Annotated in this window: 14 protein-coding genes; 2 read left to right on the top strand and 12 right to left on the bottom strand. The window is 74.2% G+C overall.

The genetic code is table 11. From position 1 onward, the window contains the following. Window positions 1-55: 55 nt before the first annotated feature. Genes C2L59_RS38690 through C2L59_RS38710 form a run of 5 tightly spaced genes read right to left on the bottom strand, consistent with a single transcriptional unit; the run spans window position 56 to window position 4,908 of the window. Window positions 56-883, bottom strand: a complete 828-nt coding sequence (locus C2L59_RS38690; RefSeq protein ID WP_103354548.1) for an alpha/beta hydrolase — start codon at window positions 881-883, stop codon at window positions 56-58. Continuing rightward, a complete protein-coding gene (locus C2L59_RS38695) occupies window positions 880-1,896 on the bottom strand; it encodes a methyltransferase (protein WP_233223924.1) in 1,017 nt (338 codons plus the stop codon). The genes C2L59_RS38690 and C2L59_RS38695 overlap by 4 nt, the downstream gene beginning before the upstream one ends. Then, window positions 1,893-3,104 (bottom strand): hypothetical protein, encoded by a 1,212-nt coding sequence (locus tag C2L59_RS47230; protein WP_146060485.1) that lies wholly within the window; start codon window positions 3,102-3,104, stop codon window positions 1,893-1,895. Before C2L59_RS47230 ends, C2L59_RS38695 begins: the two co-directional genes overlap by 4 nt. Window positions 3,105-3,125: 21 nt before the next feature. Then, entirely contained in the window at window positions 3,126-3,434 is a 309-nt protein-coding gene (locus tag C2L59_RS38705; protein WP_033262363.1) for a muconolactone Delta-isomerase, read from the bottom strand. A 31-nt stretch (window positions 3,435-3,465) separates the two neighbouring features. Beyond that, the gene (locus C2L59_RS38710; protein WP_103354551.1) at window positions 3,466-4,908 is read right to left on the bottom strand and encodes an ankyrin repeat domain-containing protein; all 1,443 of its coding nucleotides are present in this window, start codon (window positions 4,906-4,908) and stop codon (window positions 3,466-3,468) included. A gap of 236 nt (window positions 4,909-5,144) precedes the next feature. Between C2L59_RS38710 and C2L59_RS38715 the strand changes: the two genes are divergently transcribed. Both C2L59_RS38715 and C2L59_RS38720 read left to right on the top strand, forming a co-directional pair. Continuing rightward, complete coding sequence (locus C2L59_RS38715) at window positions 5,145-6,611, top strand: FAD-dependent monooxygenase (RefSeq protein WP_103354552.1); 1,467 nt, start codon at window positions 5,145-5,147, stop codon at window positions 6,609-6,611. Window positions 6,612-6,670: 59 nt separating this feature from the next. Continuing rightward, entirely contained in the window at window positions 6,671-7,183 is a 513-nt protein-coding gene (locus C2L59_RS38720; protein ID WP_103354553.1) for a VOC family protein, read from the top strand. Window positions 7,184-7,314: 131 nt separating this feature from the next. On the opposite strand, the gene C2L59_RS38725 is transcribed toward C2L59_RS38720, so the two are convergent. From C2L59_RS38725 to C2L59_RS38755, 7 genes are all read right to left on the bottom strand, one after another. Further along, complete coding sequence (locus C2L59_RS38725; RefSeq protein WP_103354554.1) at window positions 7,315-8,172, bottom strand: nuclear transport factor 2 family protein; 858 nt, start codon at window positions 8,170-8,172, stop codon at window positions 7,315-7,317. After that, window positions 8,169-9,062 carry an alpha/beta hydrolase gene (locus C2L59_RS38730; RefSeq protein WP_103354555.1) on the bottom strand — a complete coding sequence of 298 codons (894 nt, stop codon included), beginning with the start codon at window positions 9,060-9,062 and terminating at the stop codon, window positions 8,169-8,171. Before C2L59_RS38730 ends, C2L59_RS38725 begins: the two co-directional genes overlap by 4 nt. 38 nt (window positions 9,063-9,100) lie before the next feature. Next, the gene (locus tag C2L59_RS38735) at window positions 9,101-9,343 is read right to left on the bottom strand and encodes a hypothetical protein (protein ID WP_103354556.1); all 243 of its coding nucleotides are present in this window, start codon (window positions 9,341-9,343) and stop codon (window positions 9,101-9,103) included. Continuing rightward, complete coding sequence (locus C2L59_RS38740; protein WP_103354557.1) at window positions 9,340-10,392, bottom strand: phosphotransferase; 1,053 nt, start codon at window positions 10,390-10,392, stop codon at window positions 9,340-9,342. Before C2L59_RS38740 ends, C2L59_RS38735 begins: the two co-directional genes overlap by 4 nt. After that, window positions 10,392-12,074 carry a maltose alpha-D-glucosyltransferase gene (treS, locus tag C2L59_RS38745; RefSeq protein ID WP_103354558.1) on the bottom strand — a complete coding sequence of 561 codons (1,683 nt, stop codon included), beginning with the start codon at window positions 12,072-12,074 and terminating at the stop codon, window positions 10,392-10,394. The genes C2L59_RS38740 and treS overlap by 1 nt, the downstream gene beginning before the upstream one ends. Then, window positions 12,071-14,032 (bottom strand): maltotransferase domain-containing protein, encoded by a 1,962-nt coding sequence (locus tag C2L59_RS38750; protein ID WP_103354559.1) that lies wholly within the window; start codon window positions 14,030-14,032, stop codon window positions 12,071-12,073. The genes treS and C2L59_RS38750 overlap by 4 nt, the downstream gene beginning before the upstream one ends. Before the next feature lie 112 nt (window positions 14,033-14,144). Next, window positions 14,145-15,149: a DUF5914 domain-containing protein gene (locus C2L59_RS38755; RefSeq protein ID WP_199199490.1), complete on the bottom strand. Its 1,005-nt coding sequence runs from the start codon at window positions 15,147-15,149 to the stop codon at window positions 14,145-14,147. Window positions 15,150-15,391: the final 242 nt, after the last annotated feature.

The raw sequence follows: 15,391 nt of genomic DNA on the forward strand, positions 1-15,391 counted from the left end.
CGGCGGCGGCGGCCGGCGGGGATCGCCGACGCCGGGCGCCCCCCACCCGGCACTTTCACGTGAAAGTGCCGGGGTCGGACGTGAGCTGCGCGGCCACGGCGGCGCCCAGTGGCGTTGCCGGGTCGGTGAGGTCGTACGGCAGGTCGAAGTGGTTGCGGCCGGCGGCGACGAGGTCGGTGACGTCGGCGCCGGCCGCGGTCAGGGTGGCCGCCATTGCGGCGTGCTGCCGGATGAACTCGGCCGGCTCGTGTTCGCCGCGGGCCAGGATCACCGGCGGCAGCTCGGGCGGCAGCTTGCCGAGCGGGCTGTTCTCCCGCGCTTCGGCGACCGTCAGCCCGAGGGCGTCGTCGACGGACGAGCCGATCAGCGGTTCCAGCTCGTACAGGCCGCTCAGCAGCGTCACGCCGGCGACCGGGGCACCGCCGGGCAGCAGCGCCATGGCGGCCAGGTGCGCGCCGGCCGAGCTGCCCGCGAGGTGAATGCGGGCCGGGTCGACGCCGAGCGCCGGGGCGACGTGCGTCAGCAGGCGGACCGCGCGTCGCACCATCGCGGCCATCTCGCCGATCCGGTACGCCGGCGCCAGCCCGTAGCCGAGGGCGGCGAAGGCGACTCCCCGGTCGAGGAAGCCGGCGGCGGTGAAGGCGGCCTGGTGCCGGCCCGATTCCTGCCAGAAGCCACCGTGGACGAAGACCACGAGCGGCGCTCGCGTGGCGCCCGGAACGGGGAAGAAGTCGAGGAGCTCGGGCTCGGCGGTGCCGTAGCGCAGGGTCCGGTGGCCCCGGGCCCGGGCGGCGGCGGTCCGTGCGGAGTACTCGCCGAGGTAGCGATCGAGGTCGGGGACCAGGCGGCCGGGGAGCAGCTCGTGGGGCGAGCACGCCGTCATGCCGGCACCGCCTCGATCACCGAAGCCCGCTCGCCGGGCGTCACCGCGCGCACCTCGAACCCGCCGGCCGCCAGCAGGCGCCGCCAGCCGGGTTCCGTTCGCTCGCGGCCGCCCAGCAGGACCAGCATGTGCAGGTCCAGCAGGTGGGCCGGGTGCGGGCCGCCGTCCTCCGGGACCACCTGCTCCAGCACCAGCAACCGCGCGCCGGCCGGCATGGCCGCGTGGCAGGCGCGCAGGATCTGCACCGCCCGCCGGTCGTCCCAGTCGTGCAGGATCTGCGCCAGCAGGTACACGTCCCCGCCGGCCGGGACCGACACGAAGAAGTCGCCCTCGACGCGGCGGCACCGCGGCGGCAGCCCCGCTTCCGAGGTCACGCCGGGCCGGTCGAACACCGTCCCGCGCAGCCACGGATGCGCGGCCAGCAGGAGGCCGAGCAGCATCCCGTTCCCGCCGCCGACGTCGACGACGTGCCCGACGCCGTCCCACGACCGCGCCAGCAGTGGCTGCGCCCGCATCCCGGCCAGGCCCGCCTGCGCGCGGTCGAACTCCGCCTGCCGCGCCGGCCGGTCCGCGAGCCAGGCGAACAGCGGCGCGCCGAACACCGGCTCGAACGCCGGCCCGCCGGTGCGCAGGCTCAGCGACGCCTCTTCCCAGACCCGGTACGCCTCGCCGGTCATCAGCCGGGACAGGTGCCGCAGCGAGCCGGGGACGTCCGACCGCAGCAGCTCGCCGGCCGGGGTCAGCGCGTACTCCCCCGCCGCCACGGTGAACAGGCCTTCCCCGGCCAGCGCCCGGAGGAACCGCGTCAGCGCGTCGACGTCGGCGCCGAGGTCCGCGGCCAGCTCCGCCGCGGTGGCCGGCCCGGCGGCGAGCCGGTCGACGACGCCGAGTTCGGTGACGGCGTGGATCGCCTGGGCCACGACCGCGCCCATGATCTTGCGGCGGACGCCGGCGTACGCGGTTACCTCCGGTGCCCTGGCCGCCGGCGGCCAGGGCACCGGCTCCCCGCTCACGCCGGCACCTCCACCGGCCGCGCGGCCAGCGCCGGGAACAACGGCACCCCGGCCGCCCGGCGCAGGTACTCCGCGCCCGTCGTCCCGCCCGTGCCCGGGACCGTGCCGATGATCTTCAGCGTGATCCCCCAGTGCGTCCGCTTCATCGCGCACCACGCCTCGTCCAGCCGGCCCAGCTCCGCGCACACGCGGGCCGTCGCCACGCCGCCGAGCCGGTCGCCCGCGCGGAGCACCGCCTCCTGCAGGGTGCCCGCGCACAGGGCCTCGACCCGGCGGAAGCCACGGGACTGGATCGCGCTGCGGCCGTCCGTGTGCGCGCGGATCACCGCGAACGCCGCCGGCGGCATCGTCGTCACCACCCGGTAGAGCGGGGGCGACAGCGCCAGCAGGCGGGCCGCGTCGGCGACCAGGACCCGTGCGCGCTCGACCGCCAGGCGCACCAACGCGTCCCGGGCCGCCTCCAGCGCGTCGCCGATGCGCCGGTACAGCGTCTCGAACAGCTGCAGGCAGCGGATGAACATCAGTTCGTCGTGCAGCGGGGTCATCGGCAGCAGCGACAGCTCGGTGACCACCCGCACCCGCGGCGCGATCGTCTCACCGGTCTCGGCGATCCACGCCCCGGCGAGGTCGGCGAGTTCCTCGTCGGCGGACGGCGGCGGGACCGCGTCGTCCCGCAGCCGCGCCAGCACGCCGAGGCAGGCCCGGGCACGCTGCCGCGGCACCCGGCCCGGACGGCGGCCGAGCGCGCGGACCTCCAGTTCGAGCAGGTCGGCGGCGAGCGCGGCCAGCAGGTCCGCCGCCGCCCGGTGGGCCGGGAGGTCGGCGCCCGCCGGGCTGTCCAGCAGCGGTGCCGCCAGGTAGCCGTCGTAGCCGCCGCCCGTTTGGTCGGCCGTGCTCGGCAGCCACTCCGGCAACGGCCACGCCAGGCGCGCGCGGCCGTCGCCGGGCAGTCTGCTGTGGACGGTCCGCAGCAGGGTGACGAGCTCGTCACCCGCGTACGCCCGGCCCACCGCCCGGTACCGGCGCAGGACCGGGGCGAACGGGAAGCGGGCCACCTCGGCCGGCCCGGCCGGGCCCCGGCAGGCGGCCAGCCACGCGTGCACCGCCGTGACGGCCGCGTGCCGGTCACCGCCGCGGGCCGCGGCCTCGCTCACGCCGCCGACCCCGGCCCCGCCGGGCCACGGGCCGCCGCTGTCGTTCGCTGCCACCACCGTGCTCGCCGCCTTCACTCAGACCTGGTAGCGCTTCTTGACGTCCTCGGCGAACCCGAGGTAGTCCCGCAACGGCCAGACCGCTTCGAACTCCAGGTACTCCCGCATCGGCAACCGCCCGAGCGCGGTCCGGTCGAGCTCTTCGGCGTCCGGCGAGTCGATGATCGCGATCACCCGCTTCTGCGCGGCGACCTTCCAGATCCCGACGCAGAACCCGGAGTCGACGGTCTCCTGGGCGTGCTCGGCCTCGTCGGCTTCGACGTCCCACAGCTCGTCGAGGGTGATCCGGCCTTCGTGGTTCCATCTCATCTGGACGTAGAACAACATCGGCGTGCTTCCTTCCGTGCCGGGAAAGGGGTCAGAGAGACCGGATGCGGGCCGTCAGCGGGTGCTCCGGGCCGAACACCTCGGCCGCGATGTCGAGCGCGGTCTTGCCGTCGTGCCCTTCGACGTCCACCCGGGCGCCGGCGTCGAGCAGGATCGACGCGCAGTCGTCGTAGCCGTGCCAGAGCGCGTCGTGCAGCGCGGTGTAGCCGTTGGTCGCGCCCTGGTAGTCCAGGTCGGCCGCCGGAGCCGAAGCCAGCGCCGAGGTGATCACCGCGTGTCCGTTGTAGACGGCCTTGTGCAGCGGGCTCGCCCCGAAGGTCGGCTCGGTCGCGTTGACGTCGGCGCCGCCGCGCAGCAGCAGCCCGGCGATCTCGGCGTGCCCGTCGCGGGCGGCGACCAGCAGCGGGGTGTGCTGGTCGTTGAAGCCGTTGAGGACCGGGTAGCGCGCGTCCACATCGGCGCCGGAGGCGATCAGCGACCGCACCCGCTCGACGTCGTTCGCGGTCACCGCGGCCATCAGCTGCTGCGCCGCGACGGCGTCTTCGTCGGACTTCGCGCGGTCCTTCAGCGCCTGCTCGGCTTCGAGCAGCTTCTCCTTGCCGAGCTTGTTGACGTTCAGCTCGTACTCGAAGTGCTCCTTCATCGAGAAGCCGTAGTGCGTCGAGAGGTTGACGCCCGCGCCGAGCTCCAGCAGGTACCGGGCGATGTGCGGCCACTTGTACCAGAGGGCGTCCATCAGCGGGGTGTGGCCGGTGGTCGCGGCCACCGCGTCGACGAAGGCGCCCGCGTCCACGAGCACCCGCACGGTCGCCAGGTCGCCGCGCTGGACGGCCTTGTGCAGCGCGGTCGCGCCGCCGCGGCTGTCGGTGGTGAACACGTCGGCGCCGCCGTCGACCAGCTCGCGCACCACGCCGGCGTTCCCGAGGCCGGCGGCCACCAGGAAGGTGGTCAGCCCGGTGGCCGGGTCGCGGCGGTTCGGGTCGGCGCCGTCGCGGACGAGCCGGCCGGCCTCCTCGCGGTCGCCGGCGCGGACCGCGGTCAGCAGCCGGTCGTCGATGTCGGAGCGGAACAGCGCGATTTCCGGGCTGGCGTCGAAGAACGCGCGCCAGTGCGTCACCAGGCCGTCGTCGCCGACGGTCAGCACCATCGCGAACTCGAAGTCCACCTCCATCCCGGTCCGGTGGTGCTTGAGCTTCTGGTAGTTGACGACGAACGCGCGGTCGTCCTCGACGACCATTTGCCGCTGCTCGAATTCGGTGACGTCGGCGTAGAGCGTGCGCAGCCGGAACGCCTCCAGCACCTCGTCCTTGCCGCGCCACACGCGCAGGTTGGGCACGATCGTGTTGAAGTCGTTGCCGGGCAGGTCGAAGACGATCGCCGGGGAGAGGGCGGCGAGCACGCCCTCGACGTTGCCCGACGCGACGTCGGAGAACAATTGCGTGACCACCGCGCGGGTGCTTGTGCTGTCCGCCATGAGAGATCCTTCGGCCGTTGTGTCTACTGTGGTGTGCCGGGCCTTTCCGGTTCCCAGCACACCGCGGCCCGCCACCCCCGGCAAGGCGCCGCCGCGCACTATCCGAAGTCCCCGGCGAAGCCCGCGCCGGCCGCGCTACTCCGTGCATTCGCCCTTGCCCGGCAACGGGTCCGCACTCGACGCTGGACGAGCCGCCGTCCACCGCGGTGGCCGGGTGAGCGCAGGAGGGTTTCGCCATGTCCCTGTCCCCAGAACTACCCCGCTCCACCGACGTGCTCGTCGTCGGCGCCGGGCCGGTGGGCCTGACGATGGGCTGCGCGCTGCGCACGCTCGGGATCGACCACGTCGTCATCGACCGCGCGCCCGGCCCCGCCGCGCATTCGCGGGCGTCGGCGGTGCACGTGCGCACGCTGGAGTCACTGGCCGCGATCGGGGTCGCCGACGAGCTGGTGGCCCGGTCCATCCCGGGCCGCACGTTCACCGTCCGCGACGCGGAAAAGGTGCTGCTGTCCATCCCGTTCGCGGAGCTGGACACGCCCTACCCGTACGCGCTGAGCATCCCGCAGATGACCACCGAGGAGGTGCTCGCCGACCGCTACGCCGCGCTCGGCGGCACCGTGCACCGCACGACGTCGCTGCTCGACCTGCGGGACAACTTCCCGGGCCAGACGGCGTCCATTGTGGACTCCGACGGGACGGTGCGGGCGATCGACGCCCGGTACGTGATCGGCGCCGACGGCATCCACAGCACCGTCCGCGACCGGATCGGCGTCGCCTTCCCCGGTGGCGCACGGCCGCAGACGTTCATGCTGGCCGAGGTCACCATGGACTGGCACGGCCCGGAGGACGAGGTCGTCACGTTCTACTTCTCCCCGCGCGGGCTCGGCGCGGTCGCGAAGATCCCCGGCGACCTCTACCGCGTGGTGGCGCTGGTCGGCGACGACGCCGGCGTGCCCACCCGCGAGGACGTCCAGGAGGTCATCGACACGCGCGGCCCCGGTGCCGCCGGCGGGCGCGTGCGCGAGGTGAAGATGGCCTCGAACTGGCGGGTGCACGAGCGGCTGGCCGACAGTTTCCGGCAGGGCCCGGTGTTCCTCGTCGGCGACGCCGGGCACGTGCACAGCCCGGTCGGCGGCCAGGGCCTCAACACCGGCGTCCAGGACGCGCTGAACCTCGCCTGGAAGCTGGGCGCGGTCCTCGACGGCACGGCCGCCCCGGCGCTGCTGGACACCTACGACGCCGAGCGGCGCCCGGTCGCGGCCGGGGTGCTCGGCTTCACCGGGACGCTCACCGAGATCTCCACGCAGACGAACCCGGCGAGCATCGGGCTGCGCAACGAGGTGCTCGACTCGGTGGCGGCGCTGCCGGCGTTCCGCTCGTGGCTGGCCACCCGGCTGGCCGGCCTGCACATCGGGTACCCCGGCGAAGAGGGCCCGCACGCGCCCGGCCCCGGCCGGCGGGTGGCTCCCCGGCGCGGGATGGCGCCCGGCATCGGCTGGACGCTGGTCATCCCGCCCGCCGCCGACGCCGTCGCGGTCAAGGAGGCCGCCGAAGCGAGCGTCACGCCGATCACCGTGCTCCCGGCCGACGACGCCACGCACGCCACGCTCGTCCGCCCCGACGGCTACGTCGCGCTGACCGCCGACGCCGCGGCCGCCGCGACCCTGCCCGCCGGGCTCGCCGCCTGGCTGCGGCGGTCCTGACCCCGGTGCCCGGCCCCGGGTTCCCGGTTCGCACCACCCCCAACCGAGGAGGTAGTCCCATGTCGGCACCCTGGTCCCGCCCGCCCGGCTCGGCCACGCTGATGCACGTCGCGATCCTCTGCAAGGACGTCGACGAATCCCTGCGCTTCTACCGCGACGGGCTCGGCTTCGCGAAGACGTACGAGTGGTCGAAGACGACCAGCGACACCGGTCAGGTGCTCTACTGCGACCGGGGCGTCTACGTCGAACTGGACGGCCACACCTACATCGAGCTGTTCCCCGGCGGCCGCGACGACGTCACGTCGATCTCGGGCCCGCTGCAGCACATCGCCCTGATCGTGGCCGACGTCGACGAGGCGTACACGAAGTGCCTGTCCGCCGGCGGCGCGGCCTTCCCGATCGAGGACTGGGACGGCGCGCCGACCCAGGTGTTCATCAACGGCGAGCCGGAGATGGAGGTCCGGGTGGCGTTCGTCCGCGGCCCGGGCGGCGAGCTGATCGAGCTGTACCAGCAGCTCAGCCCGGTGGTGGCGGTCGACCGCACCGCCGCGGCCGCCGGCGCTTCGGCGTAGCGGCACGACGGAAGCGGGCGGTCCCGTCGGGGGCCGCCCGCTTCCGTGTGGCCGGGCTTTCGCTGCCGCCGGCCCGGAGATGCCCCCAATGTGGCGGTCCCCTCGGGGGGCGCCCGCTTCCGTGTCAGCGGTCAGAACCGCAGGGCGCGGATGATCGAGCACGGGTCGGTGTAGGACTTCCAGCGCACGATCTGCCCGCCGCGGATCGTCAGGCGCTCGACGTACTCGATCTCGAACGCCACTCCCGTGCCGCGGGCCACGCCCTTCTCGTGGACGATGCCGACCGCCTGGTCGCCGTCCACCACCAGGCCGCGCAGTTCCTTGTGCCTGACCTCGCAGACCGCGGTGAACGCCTCGAAGCTGGCCAGGACCGCGGCCGGGCCGTGGTAGGTGCCGATCCACGGCATGCAGTCGTGGTGACCCGGCACGCCGACGAAGTTGACCCACTCGACGTCGGCGCCGAGCAGGTCCGCGGCCTGGGCCACGTCGCCGCCGCACACGCGGTCGAACCACGCCAGCGCGGTGGCCCGGGTGCCGGCCGTGTCCTCCCCCGCCGCCGGGGCCGGGCCGCCGGTCTGCCAGTCCGGGGTGAACGTGACCGCGGTGATCCGCCAGCCGCCGCCGGTGCCGGCGTCGGTGCGGGCCAGGGCCATCCGGTAGTGGCCGCCGAGCACCCACGGCGGGCCGCCGCCCGCCGGCACGTGCGTGGCCTGGACCTGGCTGCGGCAGACCGCGGTGTCGCCGTCCAGGGTGACCAGGTGGTTGCCGAGCAGGTGCTGGGTGGTGGCGAACCCGGCGAACTCCGCCGTCCAGCCCGCCACCGCGTCCGCGGCCGGCACGGTCGCCGGGTCGCCGCCGTGCAGCGCGCGGTAGTCCAGGCGGACCCGGTCGGCCAGCAGGCCGGTCATCGCCGTCCAGTCGCGGCGGTCGGCGTACCAGCCGAACCTGTCGCACGCCTCGATCACGTCCAGCCGGTCGTTCGCGGTCATTGCGTGCTCCTGTCGGCCAGGTGCGCCGCGGCCAGGTCGAGCGCCGCGGCGACGGTGGTTTCGTCGTCGTAGAAGTCGAACTGGGTGCCGGTCAGCCAGTGCACCGCGGCCGGGCCGCCGAGCCGGGCGAGGAACTTCCGGACGCCGCCGGGCAGGGCCGCGTCCTCGCTGTGCACGAGGACGACCGGCGCGGTGACGCCGCTCGCCGCCGAAACGGGGTCGAACCGCAGCCACGGCGCCCAGGAGAGCTCGGCGAACCGGTTGGGCCACTGCGGGACGGCGCCGCGCGCCGGGTCGAGGTAATACCGGAACGGACCGGGCATCGCGGCCGCCGGGTCGGTGGTGCTGACCGCCGGGACGTACCGGACGGCGCCGGTCCGCGCGAACTCGGCGGCGGCCGCCTCGCCACGCCGGATCCGTTCGGCGACCCCGGCCGCGCCGCCGTAGACCTCGCCGACCAGGTCGGCGTCGTGCAGCCAGGGGGCGACCAGCGCGAGCGAGCCGAACAGCGCCGGCTCCGCGGTCGCCGCGACGGCCAGGTACCCCGCCCCGGCGCAGACGCCCACGCCGCCGACGCGCCCACTGTCCACAAGGGAGCAGCGGCGCAGGAACCCCGCGGCGGCGATCAGGTCGGCCACCTTCCGGTCCGGCAGCTCGGCGTCGCGCGGGGCACCGGCGGAGGCGCCGTGGCCGCGGAAGTCGAAGGCCAGCGCGGCGATCCCGCGCCGGGCGAGGCCGCGGGCGTACCGGCCGGCCATCTGCTCCTTGACGGTGGTCCACGACCCGGCGACGACCACCGCGGGTGGCGGCGGGCCGCTGCCGGGCGGGAGGTGGAGGTCACCGACGAGGGTTTCGCCACCGCACCGGAACTCGACCTGCCGTACTGCCATGTCGTCCTCCCCTTCGTTCGCCCCGCGCGGCGCACGCCTCACGACGCCTCGTCCAGCACCACGCACCCCAGCTCGGTCAGGGCGGCGGCGACCACCGTGCCGGGCGTGCCCGGCCGCACCGGAGCCAGCAGCCCGGCCCGGGCCAGTTCGTGCACCGCGTACTGGTCGCAGCAGGCCACGCCGTCCACGAACAGGTCCGGCGCGCAGCCACAGCGCAGGGTGGCCCGGCCGTCGGCCACCGCGCGCAGGATTGCCCGGTCGCGGTGGCTCAGCGCCGTCACCGGAGGCCCCCGCCGGCCTCGGCCGCGGCCAGTCCGGCCCGCGGGTCCGCCCCGGCGATCTCCGCGTAACCGGAGCAGAACGCGGCGCGCACCGCCCCGTTGCCGTCGAGGCCGGTGCGGTCGATCGACCTCAGGAGGCTCGCGACGTCCCGCAGCGGCGACTGCACGGCCGCCTCGGCGTCGAAACCCACCAGCAGCCAGCGGGTCGGTGTGCGCAGGACGTTCCCGAGGTGCAGATCCCCGTGGATGCGCTGGGCGTGCCCGCCGGACGGCAGTGGTGTCGTCCCGAGCCGGTCGGCGAGGGCCCGGTGCACGGACGCGACCGCCCGGCCGAGGACACCCGCCTCGGCGGCGAGGGCCGGCCAGGCCAGGTGCCGGCCGTCCACGGCGTCCGTCGCGGAGGACTGCAGCATGGCGAGCACGACCGGGGCACCGTCCAGCTCCCCCTCGATCGAGCCGAGCAGCGGTGCGATGTGCGGGCTGCCCGCCGCGTCGAGTGCGCGGTGCAGCTCCAGCTCGGGGTGGCCGAGCCGGCGGAACAGCTTGAGCAGGTAACGCTCGCCCAGCACCACCGAGGTGGCCGCCCGCCCGGGACCGATCACCCGTCCGGTCAGCCCGCGCCGCGGCACCAGCGCCAGGCCGGCGCGCTGCCGTGGCACGAACCGGACGCGGTCGCGAACGGCGCCCGTGCCGATCAGCGCCGTCAGCTCCGCGGTGAGCAGGTCGTCGGCCGTGGCGTCGTACACGGCCAGCTCGCCGGTGCCGGTGATCGGGACGACCCCGGGCAGCGGCGTGCGCGGCGCGCGCAGGCCCAGCGGCAGCCCGTAGCGCACGACTTCGCCGCCGGTGCGCACTTCGGCCACGGCGAGCAGGCCGGCGGGGCCGCCCCAGGCCAGCTGGTCGGTGAACCGGCTGAGCACGCGCAGCCGGACCCGCTCGACCCGGCGGCCGCGGAAGCCGAACCAGGGCTGTTCGGGCAGCCAGGTGCGCAGGGCGAGCTCGGTGTCGCCGAGCAGGGCGCCGAGGCGGTCGTCGAGGGCGGCGGTCATCAGCGTCCCCTTTCGTCGTGCAGCGAGAACCAGAAGAACCCGTGCCGGGGCAGCACCAGCGGGTACGGCTCCGCGCCGATCAGCGGGAAGCGCACCGAACCGGTCAGCTCGACCGGGCGCCGCCCGGCGAACTCGGTCAGCTCCAGCGCGGCCGGCTGCGGGTGCCGGGACAGGTTGTTGACGCACAGCAGGACGTCGTCCTCGCCGTCGTCGCCGACGTGGCGGCGCAGGAACGCCAGCACCGCCGGGTTGCCGGCGTGCAGGTCGCTGTACTCGCCGAGGCCGAAGGCCGGGTGCGCGCGCCGCACCTCGAGCATCCGGCGGGTCCAGTGCAGCAGGGACGCCTCCCCGGCCAGCTGGGACTCGACGTTGACCGCCTGGTAGCCGTACACCGGGTCGGCGATCACCGGCAGGTACACGCGGTTGGGATCGCACCCGGAGAAGCCGGCGCTGCGGTCCGGGCTCCACTGCATCGGCGTGCGGACGCCGTCGCGGTCGCCGAGCCAGATGTTGTCGCCCATCCCGATTTCGTCGCCGTAGTAGAGCACCGGCGAACCGGGCAGCGACAGCAGCAGCGCGGTGAACAGCTCCTGCCGGTCGCGGTCGTTGTCCAGCAGCGGGGCCAGCCGGCGGCAGATGCCGATGTTGGCCTTCATCCGCGGGTCCTTGGCGTACTCCGCGTACATGTAGTCGCGTTCCTCGTCGGTGACCATCTCCAGGGTCAGCTCGTCGTGGTTGCGCAGGAAGATGCCCCACTGGCAGCCGGACGGGATCTTCGGCGTGTGCGCGAGCATTTCCGAGATCGGGAACCGCGACTCGCGCCGGACGGCCATGAAGATCCGCGGCATCAGCGGGAAGTGGAACGCCATGTGGCACTCGTCGCCGCCGGCGGCCGGGTCGCCGAAGTAGTCGACGACGTCGGCCGGCCACTGGTTGGCCTCGGCCAGCAGCACCCGCCCGGGGAACTCCTCGTCGACCACCCGCCGGACGCGCTTGAGGAACTGGTGGGTCTCGGGCAGGTTCTCGCAGTTCGTGCCCTCGCGCTCGAAGAGGTAGGGCACCGCGTCCATCCGGAAGCCGTCGATGCCGAGGTCGAGCCAGAACCGGACGACGTCGAGCATGGCGTCGGCCACCGCGGGGTTGTCGTAGTTGAGGTCGGGCTGGTGGGAGAAGAACCGGTGCCAGTAGAACTGGCCGCGCACCGGGTCGAACGTCCAGTTGGACGTCTCGGTGTCGACGAAGATGATTCGCGCGTCGCGGTAGCGGGAGTCGTCGTCGCTCCACACGTAGTAGTCGCCGTACGGGCCGTCCGGGTCGCGGCGGGATTCCTGGAACCACGGGTGCGCGTCGGAAGTGTGGTTCATCACGAGGTCGGTGATGATCCGCAGGCCGCGCCGGTGTGCCTCGTCGAGCAGCTCGACGAAGTCCTCGACGGTCCCGCCTTCCGGCTGCACGCCGCGGAAGTCGCTGATGTCGTAGCCGCCGTCGCGCATCGGCGAGCTGTAGAACGGCGGCAGCCAGAGGCAGTCGACGCCGAGCCACTGCAGGTAGTCGAGCTTGCCGAGCAGCCCGCGCAGGTCGCCGACGCCGTCGTCGTCGGAGTCGGCGAACGCGCGCACGAGCACCTCGTAGAACACCGCGCGCTTGAACCAGCCGGGCTCGGTGCGCACCGGCGGGATCATGCCGGGCCGACCGAACCGATGTGCGCGACCGACCGGTGCGGATCGAGCTTCACGTAGGCGTCACGCCCCCACTCGAAGAGCTCGCCGCTCACTTCGTCGTGCACGGTGTAGCGGTGCTCCGGGCTCAGCCCGAGCGCGGCGAAGTCCCAGTGCACGGTGCCCTCCTGGGTGTGGCAGTGGTCGAGGGTGAGCACGCAGAGCACGGTGTCCCCGCCCGCCGGGTCGGTCTTGGAGTAGGCGATGAGGTGGTCGTTGTCGACGTGGTGGAAGAGCAGGGTGCGCAGCTGCTGCAGCGCCGGGTGCGCGCGGCGGATTTCGTTGAGCCGGGCCAGCCACGGCTGCAGCGAGCGGCCCTCGGCGAGCGCGGTGGCGTAGTCCCGCGGCCGCAGTTCGTACTTCTCCGAGTCGCGGTACTCCTCCGCCCCGATCGCTTCGTGCTCGTAGAGCTCGAAGCCGGAGTAGACGCCCCAGGTCGGCGACAGCGTCGCGGCCAGCGCGGCCCGCGCGGCGAACGCCGCCGGGTTCCCGGTCTGCAGCTGGGCAGGCAGGATGTCGGGCGTGGTGACGAACAGGTTGGGCCGGGCCTCGTCGGCGTGCCCGACCAGCTCGCGGCCGAACTCCGTCAGCTCGGCTTTGCCGGTGCGCCAGGTGAAGTAGGTGTAGGACTGGCTGAAGCCCAGGCGCGCGAGCCCGTACAGCCGGGCCGGCCGGGTGAACGCCTCGGCGAGGAACAGCACGTCCGGGTGCGTCTCCTGGACGTCCCGGATCAGCCGGTGCCAGAACGCGGGCGGCTTGGTGTGCGGGTTGTCGACGCGGAAGATCCGCACGCCGTGGCGCACCCACAGCTCGACGATCCGGCGCACCTCGGTGTAGAGGCCCTCCGGGTCCTGGTCGAAGTTCAGCGGCAGGATGTCCTCGTAGCGCTTGGGCGGGTTCTCCGCGCAGGCGATCGTGCCGTCGGGCAGGGTGCTGAACCACTGGGGGTGCGCGTGCACCCACGGGTGGTCCGGCGCGCACTGCAGGGCCAGGTCGAGGGCGACTTCAAGGCCGAGTTCCCGCGCCCGGGCGACGAACGCGTCGAAGTCGGTGAAGGTGCCGAGCTTGGGCTCGATCGCGTCGTGCCCGCCCTCGGCCGAGCCGATCGCCCACGGCGAGCCGACGTCGCCGTCCGCGCTGACCACGGAGTTGTTGCGGCCCTTGCGGTGCACCGTGCCGATCGGGTGCACCGGCGGCAGGTAGACGACGTCGAAGCCCATCGAGGCGATCCGGTCCAGCTGCGCGGTCGCGGTGGCGAAGGTGCCGTGCACCGGCCGGCCGGTGCTGTCCGTCCCGCCGGTCGAGCGGGGGAAGAACTCGTACCAGGCGCCGTAGCCGGCGCGCACGCGGTCGACGCGCAGCTGCCCGACCCGGCCGCGGGTGCAGTGTTCGCGCACGGGGTGTTCCCGCATCACGGGCAGCACGTACTCCGACAGCGCGGCCGAAAGCCGTTCGCGCACCAGCAGGTCGCGGCTGCGCAAGGCGTTGGCCGCGTCGAGCAGCGCCTCCCGTTCGGCGCGCCGGTCGGGCCGGTAGGCGACGCGCTCGAGCAGCCGCGCCCCGACCTCGAAGTCGTTGGCCAGCTCGGGTGCCCCGAGCCCGGCGGCGACCTTGGCCCGCACGGACCGTTCCCACGCGGCCCACGGTTCGCTCCAGGCGTCGATCCGGAAGGTCCAGACCCCCGGTTCGTCGGGGACGACGATCGCCGCGAAGCTGTCCCCGCCGTCGCCGTCGGGCCGCAGCCGCGTCCGCCGCGTGGAGCCGTCGGGCCACCGCAGCACGACCGCCGCGGCAACGGCCTCGGTCCCTTCCGCCCACACGGTGGCCGACACCCGCACGGCCTCGCCGACCACCGCCTTGGCGGGGTGTTCCGCCGTCCCCACCGTGGGGCAGACGTCCTCGATCACGATGCGCCCGACCACAGCGCTCACCTCCCGCGCCGATACCGCTTCCTGCCTTCAGCGTGACAAGAGCGGTGCCGCCCAAGGGAAAACCCGGGTCGACTTTGGAAACTCGACGCAGTCGGTGGGTGGATCAGGGTGCGCGCAGGGCGTACCTACGCTCCGCATAGGCCAGATCGTCCCGCCAGAGCCGTGCGGCGGCCCGGCGCATGAGCGGACGCAAAACCGGCGCAAACCGTGCAGCGTGGCCGAAACCCGGCCGGTCCGACGCGGCGATCGTCGCTTCGATCACCGCCGTCCGCGGGCGGCCGTCGGGGCCCGGGCCGAGCGGGGTGGCGTGCGTTTCCACCACGCTGCCGAGGCCCTCACCGTCCACAATGGTCATCAGGACGGTCCGCGGGCCGGGGCAGGTGAACTCGGCGACGACCGGGACCCCGATCTTGCCCGCCAGGCGGAACGTCACCTCGACGACGAACCGGTCGTCCTCTTCCGCGACGTCGACCCCCTGCGGCGCGGAGAGCACGCGCAGCCGGGCGAAGGAGTACGGGTGGAACCACGCGCCGTGCCACGGGTCGAGCCGGTTGGCCACCACGTCTTCGGGCTCGCAGACGCCCGCGAGCGTGGCGACCGCGTCCACGGTCGTCCCGCGCGGACGGACCGGGACCACCGGCCGTTCGGTGGGCGGCTCGCCGCCGGCCCGGTCGAGCCGGACCCAGGCGAGCACGCCGTCGTCGTAGGCGGGCAGGGGTGTCCACCCGGGACGGTCGGCACCGACGCGCAGGCCGTGCCAGCGGCAGACGAGCTCGCCGCAGTGCACCCGCGCCTGCTCCAGCGGCGCGCCGAGGTGCGGGCACGCACCGGGACCGACGAGCAGCCGGCCGTCCGGCCCGCGCCACGCAACGAGTTCGCGCCCGGCGACCCGCACCCCGAACGGCCGGTCGGCGCGCACCTCCCGGGCGGCGGCGAAGACGAACCAGTTGCCGGCGGGCCGGGTACCCGCCCGTTTCACGGCGGCTTCGATGAGGGCGGGGCTGCAGTCCCGGTAGGTGGGTTCCTGCCGGGCCCAGGCCGGTTCCCGGAACGGCCGCACCGGCCACCGCGCCGGCCAGCGCTCGATCACCTGCCGCTTGAAGTCCACCTGACACGCTCCCACCCGATCGAGCCGGCCGAGCGGACCGGCACGCGAGCCATCCTCAGGCATGTGAAGCGATTGCGCAACGCTTGCGACGGGCGGCTCCGGGGGGGCGCCGGCACGGTGACGCCTGGGGAACCGCCTGCGGCTTGGGAGGGGTCGCGGCGGCCCGGCGAGCTCGGCAGCTCGGCGCGGTTCGGCAAAGGTCGGGGCTCAAGCAGCTCTGCGGCTCAGCGGGCTCAGCGGGC

This window comes from Amycolatopsis sp. CA-128772, assembly GCF_002904295.1.
Taxonomy (GTDB): Bacteria; Actinomycetota; Actinomycetes; order Mycobacteriales; family Pseudonocardiaceae; genus Amycolatopsis.